Below are 14360 nucleotides of genomic sequence, written 5' to 3' on the forward strand. Positions count from 1 at the left end.
GCGTTAGCGCGCATCGGAAGCGTGCGCATGACGGCATGGTGGATGAGCGGTCCATGCGCCGCCAGACTGGCATGTACGCAGGGATGGAATGGTCGCGCCGGTCCCGGAAGGATCAAGCGGCGCGCGGGCGCATAAAAAAGCCCGGCCAGTACGACTGGCCGGGCTGGCTGCGCGTAAACGCGGTCAGCGTTGCGCGGCGATGCTGCGCGCCTGGTTGGCGGCGTTGTTCAGGGCCGCGACCGGCGGCACCTTGCCTTCGAAGGCTTCATTGAGCTGGGTGTTGAAAACCGGCTCGATGCGTTCGTAGTTGGCCATGCGGAAACCGCGGCTGTTGGTGGTGGGCTGGCTACTCATGGAGGCGATCAGCGACTGCACGCCGGGGATGCGCTCGTAGAACGAGACGTCGGATGCGCGGAAGGCGGCTTCGGTCAGCGGCAGATAGCCGGTGCGCTGGTGCCACTGCGCCGCGATCACGGGCTTGGACAGCCAGGCCAGGAACTGGGCGGTGGCTTTTTCCTCGGCCTTGGGATGGCCGTCGAGCGCCCACAGCGCCGAGCCGCTCACGAACGGCTTGCCGCCGTCCTTGGTGACCTGGTCGTAGTAGGGCAGCGGCGCCACACCGAAGGACAGCGACTTGGTGTTGACGAACTGGCCGAAGGCGCCGCTGTTGGAGGTCAGCACCGCGCATTCGCCCTTGGCGAACAGCTTGTCGCTGGCATTGTCGCCGGAGTGCGCCACGAACAGCAGCGAACGCTTCCAGCTCACCATCAGCGAGATGTGGCGCATGTAGAGCGTGTCGAACTGCATGGCCGGCGCGGCGGCCTTCTTGCTGACGGCGCCCAGGCCGTTGTTGTTGCTGGTGAACGGCTGGTTGTTGACCGGGGCCAGGTTCTCCAGGTGGACCGTGACCTGTTCGCTGGTGGCATAGGGACAGTCGAAATTGGCCACGTCGCGCAGCTTGAGCAGTTCGCCCTGCAGCGTGGTCCAGGTGCGGGCCGGCTTGTTGGGGTCCAGCCCGGCCTTCTTGTAGGCGGCGGTGTTGTAGAACATCACCGGCACTTCGGCCATCCAGGGGAAGGCCAGCAGGCGGCCCTTGCTGTCGCGGGTGAAGCTGCTGGTGGCCGGCACGAACCAGTTGAGGTCCTTGATCGGATACTTGGCCAGCAGTTCGTACAGCGGCAGCACGGCCTTGTGCTCGGCCACGACTTCGGGCGAGTGGTTGTCGGTCAGCTGCAGCAGGTTCGGGCCCTTCTTGGCCTTGACCGCGGCCACGGCTTCCTGCTGCAGCGCGGCGGGCGAGGCGAAGCCGCGCAGCGTGACACGGACCTCATCCTGCTCTTTGTTGTATTGCTTGGCGAGTTTTTCGAACTCGGCCTTGTTTGCGTCGGTCAGGGTGTGCCAGACCTGTATTTCCACCGCCGCGGCGTTTGCCGCTCCGGCCATCGCCATGGCGGCGCCGAACACCCATGCGCGCCGGTTGGCGAACATCGCGCGGGCAATGCCCGCCAGTTGCAGATTCTTCATAGGTTCACAGACCAAGAAAAGGGAATTCCGGTTCCGGCCGCCGCCCGCTGAGCAGGTCGGCCAGAGCCCGGCCCGAGCCAACGCCCATCGTCCAGCCGAGCGTACCGTGCCCCGTATTGATATACAGGTTGGGGATACGGCTGCGGCCTATGATGGGCACGTTCGAGGGAGTGGACGGGCGCAGGCCCGACCAGTAGCTGACGCGCTCGAAATCGAGCGCGTCGGGAAACAGTTCGCGCGCCAGCCGCGTCATGGCTTCGCAGCGGCCGGTGTTCAGGCCGCGCGAATAGCCCGACAGTTCGGCGGTGCCCGCCATGCGCAGGCGGTCGCCCAGGCGCGAGAAAACGACTTTGTGGCTGCTGTCGGTCAGGCTGACCATGGGCGCGGCTTCGGGCTTGATCACCGGGAAGGTGGCCGAATAGCCCTTGGCCGGGTAGACGTTGCAGGGGATGCCCAGCGGGCGCAGCAAAGACGGGCTGAAGCTGCCCATGGCCACGACGTAGGCGTCGGCCGCCAGGGTGCCGTAGCGGCCGTCGGGGCCGATGATCTCGACGCCCTGGGCGGTGCCGCCGGTGGTCAGCAGGCGCGTCGCGCGGGTGCTGTAGCGGAACTCGACGCCGGCGCGCGCGCAGCGTTCGGCCAGGGCCACGGTGAACAGGTGCACGTCGCCGCTTTCGTCCTCGGGCGTGTAGTCGCCGCCGACGATGGTCTGGCGGTGCGGCGCCAGGGCCGGCTCGATGGCGATGACCTCGTCGGCCGAGATGACGCGGCGCTCCACGCCGAAGTCGCGCATCAGGCCGGCGGCGCGCTGAGAGCTTTCGAATTCGTGCTGGTCGCGGTAGAAATTCAGGATGCCGCGTTCGAGGTGGTCGTACTGAATGCCGAGTTCGGCGCGCATGGCGCGCAGCGTGGCGCGGCTGTATTCGGCCATGCGGACCATGGCGCGGATGTTGGGCGCCAGGCGTCCGGGCAGGCATTCGCGCAGGAACGCCAGGCCCCACATCCATTGCCGCCAGTCGAGCTGCGGGCGGAACAGCAGCGGCGCGTTGTCCTGGAACATCCATTTGAGCAGCTTGAGCGGCGCCTGCGGATTGGCCCAGGGTTCGGCGTACGAGACCGAGATCTGCGCGCCGTTGGCCAGGCTGGTTTCCTGGGCGGGCCCGGTGCAGCGGTCGATGACCACGACATCATGGCCGGCCTGGTTCAGCCACCAGGCGCTGGAGATTCCGATGATGCCGCCACCCAATACCGCTACTTTCATGCCCGCATTGCTCCTTGCGTGCCAGCTCGGCCCGCGGACCCGATGTCCGCAATCCCTGGCAAGCTGCTGCCACGGCAGTTTACCTTGCTGTTTTGCCCTCGCCTACGGAATAAAAAGGGGCGGAAGTCACAAACCATTCCAGGCCTGTGCGTTCCGCCCCTTTCCATTAATGCCCTGTTACTCAGGAAGCGGCTTTCGCCAGGTCGGCTTCGGACGTGAAGGCGTCGGCGTAGAACTCCTCCGGCGGCAGTCCGTTCTGGGCGCTGAACTCGCGCCGGGCCGCGTCCACCATCAGCGGCGTGCCGCAGGCGTACACCTGGTGGCCCGACAGGTCGGGGATGTCGTGCATGACGGCTTCGTGGACAAAGCCGGTGCGCCCGCCCCACTCGTCTTCCTGCAGCGCGTTGGAGACAACCGGCACGTAACGGAAGTCGGGCAGCTGCGCCGCCCACGATTGCGCCAGCTCGTGCATGTACAGGTCGCGCGGACGGCGTCCGCCCCAGTACAGCGCCACCGGGCGGCGGATGTTCTCGTGGATCATGTGCTCGACGATGGCCTTGACCGGAGCGAACCCGGTGCCGCTGGCCAGCAGCACGACAGGCTTGTCGCTGTCTTCGCGCAGGAAGAAGGAGCCGAACGGCCCCTCCAGGCGCAGGATCTCGCGCTCTTTCATCTGGGTTTCGCCCGCGCCGAACACGTGGTCGGTGAAGACGCCGCCGGGCATGTGGCGGATGTGCAGCTCCAGCGGGCTGCCGGTGTGCGGCGCGCCGGCCATGGAATAGCTGCGGCGGCGGCCGTCCTTGAGGATGACCTCGATGTACTGCCCGGCGTAATAGCGGAACTGTTCCGAGGCCGGCAGCTGCAGCCTGATCACCGTGACGTCCGGCGCCACGCGCTCCAGCGCCTGCACGCGCGAGGGCAGCTTGCGGATCTGGATGTCGCTGGCCAGCCGGACCTCGGTGGACTCGACCACCATGTCGGAGGCGGGCCGGGCCTGGCAGAACAGCGTGTAGCCGTTGGCCAGTTCCTCGGGCGAGAGGATCTGCGCCGGATACTGACCGGCATCGAACTCCCCGGAAACCACGCGGCCCTTGCAGGTGGAGCAGGCGCCGTTGCGGCAGCTGTAGGGCAGGACGATGCCGGCGGCCAGGGCGGCGTCGAGCACGGTCTGGCCGGGCTCGACCGGAAATTGATGCTGGCTGGGTTGGATGATGACCTGGAAGCTCATGATGAAACGGTTCAGGGTTGGCGCGGCGCCGCCCCTCGGGGCGGGCGCCGCGGGCGGCCCGGCGTCAGGCCGGGAACTTGCGGATTTCCTTGACGCGGTTGGCGTCGTCCACCAGCACGACCTGCGGCTTGTGCACGGCCGAATCGGCCTCGGACATCGGGCCGTAGGTGCAGATGATCAGCAGGTCGCCGACCTGGGCGCGGCGCGCGGCCGCGCCGTTCAGCGAGATGGCGCCGCTGCCGCGGGCCGCCTTGATGATGTAGGTGTCGAAGCGTTCGCCGTTGGTGACGTTATAGAGTTCGATGCGTTCGAACTCGCGCATGCCGGCAGCGTCCAGCAGGTCTTCGTCGATGCCGCACGAGCCTTCGTAGTGAAGGTCGGCTTCAGTGACGGTGACGCGGTGCAGCTTTGCCCGCAGCATGATGCGTTGCATGATGGAAATATCCTGGTTTCGCGCCCGGAACGCGAGGTGTTGCAAGAGTGATGCCCGGCATCCGGTTTTGCCGCTGCAAGCCGGTATTCTATAATTTTTGCCGCAGCGGGACGGCCCGCTGCCGCGTGCGGCCGCACAGGGCCGGCGCGCCCTTCTTCCGGGGACGGCCCCTGCAATCGGAGTCGTACATGACCTGGATCATCCTGGTGCTTGCAGGCCTTTTTGAAATCGTCTGGGCCGTGGGCCTGAAGTACACCCACGGGTTCACCCGTCTGTGGCCGTCGCTGCTTACCGTAGGCGGCATGATCATCAGCTTCTGGCTGCTGGCCGTGGCCATGAAGACGCTGCCGCTGGGCACCGCCTACGCCGTTTGGGTGGGCATCGGCACGATAGGCGCCTTCGTGGCCGGCATCGTGCTGTTCGGCGAATCCACCAGCTGGATGCGCATCGCCAGCGTGATCTTCATCGTGCTGGGCCTGGTGGGGCTGAAGCTGTCCTCGGCCTGAGGCCCGGCGCGGCGGCTCAGAAATCCAGTTCGATCTCCACGCCGTCGCCCACTTTCAGGCGCGCCCCCGCGGGCGCGTCGACGATGGCGTTCTGGCCGAACACCACGCCCAGTTCCAGATTGCGGTAGGCCGACAGCGTGCGGCCCGGCTCTTCGTTGCGCTGGGCGGTACGCTGGTCGATGTCGGGAATGGAGCAGCGCGTGCAGGGCTTGACGAACGCCATCTTCACGCCGGCCGCCTCGATCATGGCGGTATGGTCTTCCTCGTAGGCCTCCCATTCCCCCTGCACGACGATATTGGGCCGGAAGCGGTCCATCGGCACCGCGGCCGCGCCCTTGGCCTGCAGGCGGGCGTTGAGGTCGTCCAGCGAGGCCTGGTTGGCCACCAGCAGCGGAAAGCCGTCGGCAAAGCCGAAATAGTGATCGCCTGCGAAGCTGCCGGCCAGTTCGGGATGGGCCTCGAGCCAGCGCCCCACCCAATCCAGCTTGGCCGGCCGGCTGGCGGCCGTGTCGACCTTGTACAGGCGGCAAGGCGTATCGAGGAATTCGGAGAACCAGCGCGCGGCCTCCTCGCTTTCGCGGCGGGCCGCGATCGTGTCCTTCCAGACGCCGACCTGTTCCACCTCGGACGCCAGGCCCGAACCGTCCAGCGGCACGTCCAGGTCCGGCATACCGGGCGCGGACAGGCGCAACGCGCCGGCCGTGAGCGCCGGGCGGATCAGGGCCATGGCCGGCCACTGGCGCTGGGTCATGAAGCCGTCCGCGCCGATCAGCATCCAGCGGCGGTCCCACGCCAGGCCGGCGCGGTCGATGGGGGATTCGTTCAGATCGATGCCCGCGCAGGATTTGAGCGGGTAGATGTGCAGGCTGAGGATGCGGGCGGACATGGCGTACCGGATTCCTGGGTGGCGGAATGCGCCAGAATAGCAAAAAGCGGCGCGCCAAAAACAATAGCCCGGGACGGGCCCGGGCTATTGCGTGGCGGCGGCTCAGCCGCCGACCAGTTTCAGGGTGTCCAGCGGAGTGACCGCCTTGAACGCCTTGCGCGTCGCGATGTGCTCGGGACGCGGCGTGAGCCCGTACTTGGGCGGATTCAAGGTGTTCTCCATGCTGTTGTAGACGGTGAACACGTTGGCGCGCGGCCACGGCGAGATGTTGCTGTTCGAGCCGTGCATCGTGTTGCAGTCGAAGAACACCACCGAGCCGGCCTTGGCCGTCATGGTGCGGATGCCGCCCTGCTCCACCAGCAGCTGCAGGCTGACCGGGTCCGGCACGCCGTATTCCTGTTTCTTCAGCGACTGCTTGTAGTGCTCGTTGGGCGTCTCGCCCACGCACGAGATGAACTGGCGGTGCGAGCCCGGCACCAGCATCAGCGGGCCGTTGCACTCGTTGTTGTCGGTCAGCAGCACCGAGCAGCTCAGCGCGCGCATGGCCGGCATGCCGTCTTCGACGTGCCAGGTTTCAAAGTCGGAGTGCCAATAGAACTCCTTGCCCTTGAAGCCCGGCTTCATGTTGGCGCGGGACTGGTGGATGTAGACCTCGGAGCCGAGGATCTGGCGCGCCACGTTGACCAGCCGCGGATCGCGCATCAGGCGCGCCAGCACGGGGTTGAGCACGTGCACCATGAAGATGGAGCGCACCGCGTTGCTGCCCGGCTCGGTGATGGACTCTTCGCGGCGGATGATCGAGGGATCGCGCGTCATGCGCTCGACCTCGGACGACAGCGCCCGGACCTCGTCGTCGGAGAACAGGTTTTCCAGCAGCAGGAAGCCGTCGCGCTCGTAAGCGCCGATCTGCTCGGCGTCGAGGGCGTTGGCGTACTGGCCGTTCTCGTAGACCACCGGGTCCTGGCGGGCGATGATGGCGGAACTTCGATCCGTACGCGAGGCGTACGGATCCTGTGCAGGTGAGATCATGCAAACCTCCTTGTATCAGGCCGCGGCCTGGGCCTCGGCCTCGGGCAGTGCGTAGACGCCTTCCTTGTCATGCACTTCCTGGCCGGTCAGCGGCGGATTGAAGACGCAGATGACGCGCAGCGGCTCCTTGCCGCCGCACAGCCAGTGCTCGTCGTGTTCGTTCAGGGCGTAGACCACGCCGGGGCCCAGGTCGTACTTCTTGCCGTCGGCAATGGTTTCGATGGAGCCGTCACCCTCGATGCACCACACCGCTTCAAGATGGTTCTTGTAGTGAATGTGGGTGCGCCCGCCCGGGAAGATGGTGGTTTCATGGAAGGAAAACCCCATCCCGTCCTTCTTCAGCAGCACGCGGCGGCTGACCCAGGTGTCGGTGCGGACTTCGTCGGCGGTGCCGATCACATCTTTGACATTGCGTACGATCATTGACGTTTTCCTCCAAATTTCAGAATGCGGGCGGACTGCCCTTCTTCGGCGAGCGCTTCGGCGACGCTGGCCTCGATGACTTCCAGGCCCTTGCCGAGCAGCTCTTCCTCGATCGTGAGCGCGGGCAGCAGCTTGAGCACTTCGTCCTGCGCCCCCGAGGTCTCGATCACGACGCCCTTCTTGAAGGCGTTCTGCGCGATGCGGTTGGCCAGCGCGGGCGTGGCGTTGCACACCAGCCCCTGGATCAGGCCGCGGCCGCGCACCGACAGGCCGGCGTTGGGATAGCTGTGCACCAGGTTCTCCAGCCAGTCGCGGACCTGACGTTCCTTGCGCTGGATCTCGGCGGCGAAGGCGCTGTTGGTCCAGTAGGTCTCCAGCGCCTGCGTCGCGGTGACGAAGGCCAGGTTGTTGCCGCGGAAGGTGCCGCTATGGGCGCCCGGTTTCCAGACGTCCAGCTCGGGCTTCATCAGCACCAGCGACATCGGCAGGCCGAAGCCGGACAGCGACTTCGACAGGGTGATGATGTCGGGGCGGATGCCCGCGGCCTCGAAGCTGAAGAACGTGCCGGTGCGGCCGCAGCCGACCTGGATGTCGTCCACGATGAGCAGCATGTCGTGGCGCTGGCACAGCTTTTCCAGTTCCTTCAGCCAGCGCAGCGTGGCGACGTTGACGCCGCCTTCGCCCTGCACCGTTTCCACGATGACGGCGGCCGGCTTGTCCATGCCGCTGCTGGGGTCCTCGAGCATGCGCTCCAGGTAGGCCATGGTGTCCACGTCCGGACCGAAGTATCCGTCGTAGGGCATGAACGAGGTATTGCCCAGCGCGTAGCCGGAGGCTTCACGGAACTTCATGTTGGCGGTGACCGCCAGCGAGCCGCCGCTCACGCCGTGAAAGCCGTGCGTGAACGAGATGACGTTGGAGCGGCCCTTGACCTGGCGCGCGATCTTCAGCGCGGCCTCGACCGCGTTGGTGCCGGTGGGACCGGTGAACTGCAAGGTGTAGCGCCAGTTGCGCGGCTTGAGCAGCACGCGATCCACCGTCTCCAGGAAACGCTTCTTCGCGCTGGTGGCCATGTCCAGGCCGTGGACGACGCCGTCCGACTGCACATACTCCAGCAGCTTTTCCTTGAGAACAGGATTGTTGTGGCCGTAGTTCAGGGTGCCGGCGCCACTGAAGAAGTCGATGTACTCGGTGCCTTCCTCATCGATCAGCGTCGAACCCCTGGCCTGATTGAAGATCACGGGGAACGACCGGATGTAGCCCCGCACCTCCGACTCCATCCGGTCAAAGATTTTCAAGTCCATATGATTAATCCTCCCTTCATCTCATAAGTTGACAGACGGCCAGCGCCCTCCGGGGGCGTATTCGCGCCCGGATCGGCCAACCATCCCGGTAGTCGATAAGCCCGCTGGGCTTGCGCCGCCCGCTAGGGCGCCGGCAAGGCGAACGGACCTATCCTCAACAACATCTCGTCGTCGTGGTCCGCGCCGCCGAACAGCTGCCGGTCGAAGAACGGCTGTTCGGAGACGTGGGCACCGAGTTCGCCGGCCAGGCCGGCGAAACTGCGACGCGATGCCTGGTTGTCAGGCCCCACCGTGGTTTCGAGATAGCGGACATGCTCGAGACCCTTGCGCCGCAAGAGCTCGCGTAGCATGGCGCGGCCCAACCGATGGCCGCGTGCGCGGGTGTGCACCGCGACCTGCCAGACGAACAGGACGTCGGGCCGGGTCGGGATCACGTAAGCGGAGATAAAACCGTCGATACGTCCGCCGGAGCTTTCGGCCAGGACGCAGGTGTCGCGGAAATGCTCGGCCAGGAGCAGATACGCATAGAGGGAATTCAGATCGAGTGGCGGGCACTCGGCAATGAGGCGGTGGATGGCGGCGCCGTCTTTGCGGTCGGGCAGACGCATGGTGTGAGTCTGCTCGCTGACCGCCGGCGCCACGGCACTTGAGAGGGTAGTGTGATCCAGTTCGTTTTTCTTCATGCGACGATTCCCGATTCTGGGGGTGCCCCGCCCGTAGGCACTTCAAGGATGGGCGACGACACATCGCCATGCGTGTCGACGGCGGCCTGGCCATCCTGCTCCATGAGCGCCACGATGCGCTCCAGGGACAGCGTGATGGTGGCCTGTTCCAGTTCCGGCAACGCGTTGAGCGCGTCGGCCAGGTGTTTCTGCAGCGGCGAAGGCGCGCCCTGCGCCAGTTCGCGGCCGGCCTGGGTGGCCGTGACGAACACGATGCGGCGATCTTCGCGGCCGCGTTCGCGGCGGATCAGGCCCTTGTCTTCCAGGCGGTCGAGAATGCCCACCACCGTGCTGGGGCTGACGTGCATCTCGCGACTGATGGCGGTGGCCGTCATGGGGCCGTTGCCGATCACGGTGCGCAGGCACATGAGCTGCGGCGCAGTGATGTGACTGACGGCGGAAAGCTGGCGCGAATGCAGCGCAATCGAACGCGTGATGCGGCGCAAGGCCCGCAAAATGCGCAGGTCGTACTGCTGTGAGGGATCGGATTTCGCTGCGTCAGTCATGGAAAGAGGGGCTGAGTGAAAATTCATTTCTATACGAATGATATGCGCACGATCTATTCGAGTCAAACAAAAATACCCCGGCACGATGTAATTAAATGAATACGAATTTGCGGCGGATCGCAGCAGGATTGCGGGACTTGCGCACCGGGCGGGGCAAGCCCGGCTGTCCCTCGGCGGGCTAGGCGGAAACCCCTAGAGAAACATACGTTTTTTTATTGAGCAGAGATTTATCATGTGTTTTTTCCGATTCGTTACCTGTCATGTCGCTGCCCTCGGACCTGCTCTCCACCCTCCAGGAAAAACTGGAGCACCTCCCGCCCGAGCTGCAACGGGCGGCGCGCTGGGTCGCGGCGCATCCGGCCGAAGTGGGCATGTGGTCGATGCGGCGCCAGGCCCAGGCCCTGGGCGTGGCCCCCGCCACCATGCTGCGGCTGGCGCGCGCGCTGGGGTTCGACAGCTATGAGGTGTTCCGCCAGCCCTTCCAGCGGGCGCTGGCCGCGGCCAACCAGCCCGGGCTGCGCGAGCGCGCCGCCGCCTTGCAGGCCGCCGCCGGCGAGCCCGCGCCGGGCGGGCACGACGTACTGACCGAATACCAGATCCAGGCCGTGGGCTCGGTGTGCGCGCTGAATCCTCCGGCCGCCTTCGACGCCGCGGTGCAGACGCTGCTGGAAGCCGGCCAGGTCGGCTTCCTGGGCACGCGCTCGGCCTTCGGCATCGCCTTCCAGATGCGTTATGCGTATCAGCTCGTGCGCCGCAACAGCGTGCTGATCGACGGGCTGGGCGGCGCGCCCGCCGAACAGGCCGACAATCTCGGCCCCGGCGACGCGCTGATCGTGATTTCCCAGGCGCCCTATCCCACCGCCACCGTGCAGCTGGCGCGCCAGACGGCGCAGCGCGGCGTGGCGCTGATCGCGCTGACCGACGACCCGCTGTCGCCGCTGGCCGTGGAGGCGCGCCATACGCTGCGCTTCGCCCCGCCCGACCGCGCCGGCGTGCAGGCCCGCCCCGCGCGCCAGGGCCCCGGTTCTTTCTTCCACACCACCTCCGGCCTGCTGGGCCTGGCCGAGCACCTGATCGCGCGCCTGACCGCGCGCGGCGGCGACGCGGTGCTGAGCCGCCTGACCGAAGTGGAACAACGCCTGCTCAACGACAACATCTACTGGAACGGCGGCCCGCCCCGCCGTCCGGCCTGACCTCCCGCTGGATGCGCCTTCAACCCCTGTATTGCGGAATCGCCCCATGAACCAAACCCATGTCCTGCATCGTTCCCTGCGCCAGACGCCGCCGGTCGCCGTACGCGGCCAGGGCGTCTGGGTCTATGACAGCGCCGGCCACGCCTATCTCGACGGATCGGGCGGCGCCGCCGTTTCCTGCCTGGGCCACAACCACCCCGACATCCAGGCCGCCATGCACGCGCAGATCGACGCGCTGGCCTATGCGCACACCAGCTTCTTCACCACCGAAGTGGCCGAGCGCCTGGCCGACCGGCTGGTGGCCGACGCGCCGGCCGGCATCTCGCACGCCTATTTCGTGTCGGGCGGCTCGGAGGCGGTCGAGGCCGCGCTGAAGATGGCGCGCCAGTATTTCGTGGAAATCGGCCAGCCCGAGCGCCGCCACATCGTGGCGCGGCGCCAGAGCTACCACGGCAACACGCTGGGCGCGCTGGCCGTGGGCGGCAACGCCTGGCGCCGCGCGCAATTCGCGCCGCTGCTGATCGAGGTGGAGCACGTCTCGCCCTGCTACGCCTACCGCGACCAGCGCGAAGGCGAAAGCGCCGAACAGTACGGCGAACGCCTGGCCGCCGAGCTTGAACAGGCTTTCGAGCGGCTGGGCCCGGGCAGCGTGATGGCGTTCGTGGCCGAGCCCGTGGTCGGCGCCACCGCCGGCGCGGTGACGGCCGTGCCCGGCTACTTCCGCCGCGTGCGCGAGGTATGCGACCGCCACGGCGTGCTGCTGATCGCCGACGAGGTGATGTGCGGCATGGGCCGCACCGGCACGCTGTACGCGGTGGAGCAGGAAGGCGTGACGCCCGACCTGATCACCATCGCCAAGGGCCTGGGCGGCGGCTACCAGCCCATCGGCGCGGTCATGGCGCAGCAGCGCATCGTCGACGCCATGCAGCAGGGCAGCGGCTTTTTCCAGCACGGCCACACCTATCTGGGCCACGCGGTGGCCTGCGCCGCCTCGCTGGCGGTGCAGGAAACCATCCGGCGCGACGGCCTGCTGGCGCGCGTGCAGGCGCAGGGCGCCGGTCTGCGCGCCCGCCTCGAACAGGCGCTGGGCGCGCACCCGCACGTCGGCGACATCCGGGGCCGCGGCCTTTTCATGGGCGTCGAACTGGTGCAGGACCGCGCCAGCAAGCAGACCTTCGATCCGGCGCTGGCGCTGCATGCGCGCATCAAGCGCGAAGCCATGGCGCGCGGGCTGATGGTCTACCCGATGGGCGGCACCATCGACGGCCGCCACGGCGACCACGTGCTGCTGGCCCCGCCCTTCATCATCACCGACGACGAACTCGACCAGCTGACCGAACGCCTGGCCGGCGCCATCGACGCCGCCATCGCGCAGGCGCGCTGAACGCGCCTGCGTCCGCCCCCGCAAGGGGCACGTGTAGATAAGCACAGGGCGTTGCGCGGCTCACGGGCAACGCCGACCGCCGGCAAAGACCGGCAATCTCACGGGGAAAAACCCCAAAAGGAGTTTGCATGACCACGTCCGTCAAACACACCTTGGGCCAACGCACCGCCTGGACGCTCGCCGCGTCGGGCCTGGCCACGGCTTTGCTGTCGGCGGCGCCGGCGCCCGCCGCCGCCCAGCAGAAGTTCGTCAGCATCGGCACCGGCGGCGTCACCGGCGTCTACTACGCCGCTGGCGGCGCCATCTGCCGCCTGGTCAACAAGGACCGCGCCACCCACGGCATCCGCTGTTCGGTCGAATCGACCGGCGGCTCGGTCTTCAACGCCAACACCATCAAGGCCGGCGAGCTGGACCTGGGCGTGGTGCAGTCCGACGTCGGCTTCAACGCCTACAAGGGCGAGGGCCAGTTCAAGCAGGCCGGTCCCTACACCAAGCTGCGCTCGGTGTTCTCCATCCATCCCGAGCCGTTCACCGTGGTCACGCGCAAAGAAGCCAACATCAAGCGCTTCGAGGACCTGAAGGGCAAGCGCTTCAACGTCGGCAATCCCGGGTCGGGCACGCGGGCCTCGATGGAAGAGTTGCTGGCCACCATGGGCTGGACGCTGAAGGACTTCTCGCTGGCCTCCGAACTGCGCCCCGACGAACACGGCTCGGCGCTGTGCGACGGCAAGATCGACGGCTTTTTCTATGGCGTCGGCCACCCCTCGGCCAACATCCAGGACCCCACCACCAGCTGCGGCGCCAAGCTGGTTTCGCTGACCGGCCCCGCGGTGGACAAGCTGGTCGAAAAATATCCCTACTACGCCCACGCCACGATTCCGGCCGGGCTCTATCCCAACAACCCCGAAGAGACCAAGACCTACGGCGTCACGGCCACGTTCGTCACCTCGGCCGACGTGCCCGAGGCCACTGTGTACACCGTGGTCAAGGCCGTGTTCGACAACTTCGACGACTTCAAGAAGCTGCACCCGGCCTTCGCCAACCTGAAGGCCGCCGACATGGTGAAGAACGGGCTGTCGGCGCCGCTGCATCCGGGCGCCGAGAAGTACTTCAAGGAAAAGGGCCTGTTCTAAGGCCGCGGGACCGACCGGCCAGCCGGAGCCGCCATGCGCGGCCCGCCGGCTGGCGCCCTCGCGCCCCGACGGGCGCAGGGGCCACGCGCGCGCTGCTTGCCGGCGCGCGTCCTGAAACGTAGGGGAATTTCATGACAAAAGAGCCGCACACGCCGGCCCCGGACCTGGATCAACTGGTCGCCGACGCCGACCGCGGAGGCCGCAATGCCGGCGGCATCGCGGGCGCCACGCTGGCTGCCGGCGCGCTGATCTGGTCCGTCTTCCAGCTCTGGTATGCCTCGCCGCTGCCGTTCGCGCTGAACTGGGGCATTTTCAACGACACCGAGGCGCGCGCCCTGCATCTGGGCGTGGCCATGTTCCTGGGCTACCTCGCCTATCCCGCCAGCAAACGCTCGGCGCGCGACCGCATGCCCTGGTACGACTGGGCGCTGGCGCTGATGGCCGGCTTCTGCGGCGCCTATCTGTACATCTTCTATAACGAGCTCGCCGGCCGCCCCGGCCAGCCCACCACCATGGACGTGGCCACGGCCGCCATCGGCCTGGCGCTGCTGCTGGAAGTGACGCGGCGCGCACTGGGCCTGCCCATGACGGTGCTGGGCCTGGTGTTCGTGGCCTACGCGCTGGCCGGCCCCTGGCTGCCCGACGTGCTGGCGCACCGCGGCGCCTCGCTGGAACGCCTGATGTCGCACATGTGGCTCACCACCGAAGGCGTGTACGGCGTGGCGCTGGGCGTGTCGGTGTCGTACATCTTCATCTTCGTGCTGCTGGGCTCGCTGCTGGACAAGTGCGGCGCCGGCAACTAGGGCCTGTTAACACAAACCGCGAAGA

14 protein-coding genes and 1 pseudogene are annotated in these 14360 nt (G+C 67.0%); 5 read left to right on the forward strand and 10 right to left on the reverse strand.

The genetic code is table 11. The features are described from left to right. Positions 1-183 precede the first annotated feature (183 nt). The 4 genes from C1I89_RS05675 to panD all read right to left on the reverse strand — a co-directional run bounded on the left by C1I89_RS05675 (position 184) and on the right by panD (position 4446). The gene (locus C1I89_RS05675) at positions 184-1524 is read right to left on the reverse strand and encodes an extracellular solute-binding protein (protein WP_102771748.1); all 1341 of its coding nucleotides are present in this window, start codon (positions 1522-1524) and stop codon (positions 184-186) included. 4 nt (positions 1525-1528) lie between these two features. After that, the gene (locus C1I89_RS05680) at positions 1529-2785 is read right to left on the reverse strand and encodes a D-amino acid dehydrogenase (protein ID WP_102771749.1); all 1257 of its coding nucleotides are present in this window, start codon (positions 2783-2785) and stop codon (positions 1529-1531) included. Positions 2786-2966: 181 nt separating this feature from the next. Continuing rightward, positions 2967-4013: a CDP-6-deoxy-delta-3,4-glucoseen reductase gene (locus C1I89_RS05685; protein WP_102771750.1), complete on the reverse strand. Its 1047-nt coding sequence runs from the start codon at positions 4011-4013 to the stop codon at positions 2967-2969. 64 nt (positions 4014-4077) lie between these two features. Next, positions 4078-4446, reverse strand: coding sequence for an aspartate 1-decarboxylase (panD, locus tag C1I89_RS05690; protein ID WP_043541431.1), 369 nt, complete (start codon positions 4444-4446; stop codon positions 4078-4080). A 188-nt stretch (positions 4447-4634) separates the two neighbouring features. Here panD and sugE point away from each other — a divergent pair, with 188 nt between their 5' ends. Beyond that, the gene (sugE, locus tag C1I89_RS05695) at positions 4635-4952 is read left to right on the forward strand and encodes a quaternary ammonium compound efflux SMR transporter SugE (protein ID WP_102771751.1); all 318 of its coding nucleotides are present in this window, start codon (positions 4635-4637) and stop codon (positions 4950-4952) included. A 16-nt stretch (positions 4953-4968) separates the two neighbouring features. Here the strand turns inward: sugE and C1I89_RS05700 are convergent, their stop codons facing one another. The 6 genes from C1I89_RS05700 to C1I89_RS05725 form a co-directional block, all read right to left on the reverse strand. Beyond that, positions 4969-5838, reverse strand: coding sequence for an MOSC domain-containing protein (locus C1I89_RS05700; protein ID WP_102771752.1), 870 nt, complete (start codon positions 5836-5838; stop codon positions 4969-4971). A 102-nt stretch (positions 5839-5940) separates the two neighbouring features. Then, on the reverse strand, positions 5941-6867 hold the full coding sequence (gene thpD, locus C1I89_RS05705) for an ectoine hydroxylase (protein ID WP_102771753.1): 927 nt from the start codon (positions 6865-6867) through the stop codon (positions 5941-5943). Between the two features lie 15 nt (positions 6868-6882). Beyond that, positions 6883-7290, reverse strand: coding sequence for an ectoine synthase (locus C1I89_RS05710; protein ID WP_102771754.1), 408 nt, complete (start codon positions 7288-7290; stop codon positions 6883-6885). Next, positions 7287-8594 carry a diaminobutyrate--2-oxoglutarate transaminase gene (gene ectB / locus C1I89_RS05715; protein WP_102771755.1) on the reverse strand — a complete coding sequence of 436 codons (1308 nt, stop codon included), beginning with the start codon at positions 8592-8594 and terminating at the stop codon, positions 7287-7289. Before ectB ends, C1I89_RS05710 begins: the two co-directional genes overlap by 4 nt. Before the next feature lie 122 nt (positions 8595-8716). Then, complete coding sequence (ectA, locus tag C1I89_RS05720; RefSeq protein WP_102771756.1) at positions 8717-9277, reverse strand: diaminobutyrate acetyltransferase; 561 nt, start codon at positions 9275-9277, stop codon at positions 8717-8719. After that, on the reverse strand, positions 9274-9822 hold the full coding sequence (locus tag C1I89_RS05725) for a MarR family winged helix-turn-helix transcriptional regulator (protein ID WP_102771757.1): 549 nt from the start codon (positions 9820-9822) through the stop codon (positions 9274-9276). Before C1I89_RS05725 ends, ectA begins: the two co-directional genes overlap by 4 nt. 260 nt (positions 9823-10082) lie before the next feature. Here C1I89_RS05725 and C1I89_RS05730 point away from each other — a divergent pair, with 260 nt between their 5' ends. From C1I89_RS05730 to C1I89_RS05745, 4 genes and pseudogenes are all read left to right on the forward strand, one after another. Continuing rightward, a complete protein-coding gene (locus tag C1I89_RS05730; protein ID WP_102771758.1) occupies positions 10083-11015 on the forward strand; it encodes a MurR/RpiR family transcriptional regulator in 933 nt (310 codons plus the stop codon). Positions 11016-11061: 46 nt separating this feature from the next. Beyond that, the gene (locus C1I89_RS05735) at positions 11062-12399 is read left to right on the forward strand and encodes an aspartate aminotransferase family protein (RefSeq protein WP_102771759.1); all 1338 of its coding nucleotides are present in this window, start codon (positions 11062-11064) and stop codon (positions 12397-12399) included. A gap of 128 nt (positions 12400-12527) precedes the next feature. After that, positions 12528-13532 (forward strand): TAXI family TRAP transporter solute-binding subunit, encoded by a 1005-nt coding sequence (locus C1I89_RS05740; protein ID WP_102771760.1) that lies wholly within the window; start codon positions 12528-12530, stop codon positions 13530-13532. A 131-nt stretch (positions 13533-13663) separates the two neighbouring features. Continuing rightward, positions 13664-14332, forward strand: a pseudogene (locus C1I89_RS05745) (C4-dicarboxylate ABC transporter); the annotation flags it as partial. Between the last annotated feature and the right edge of the window lie 28 nt (positions 14333-14360).

Source organism: Achromobacter pulmonis, assembly GCF_002885955.2.
Classification (GTDB): Bacteria; Pseudomonadota; Gammaproteobacteria; order Burkholderiales; family Burkholderiaceae_B; genus Achromobacter; species Achromobacter pulmonis_A.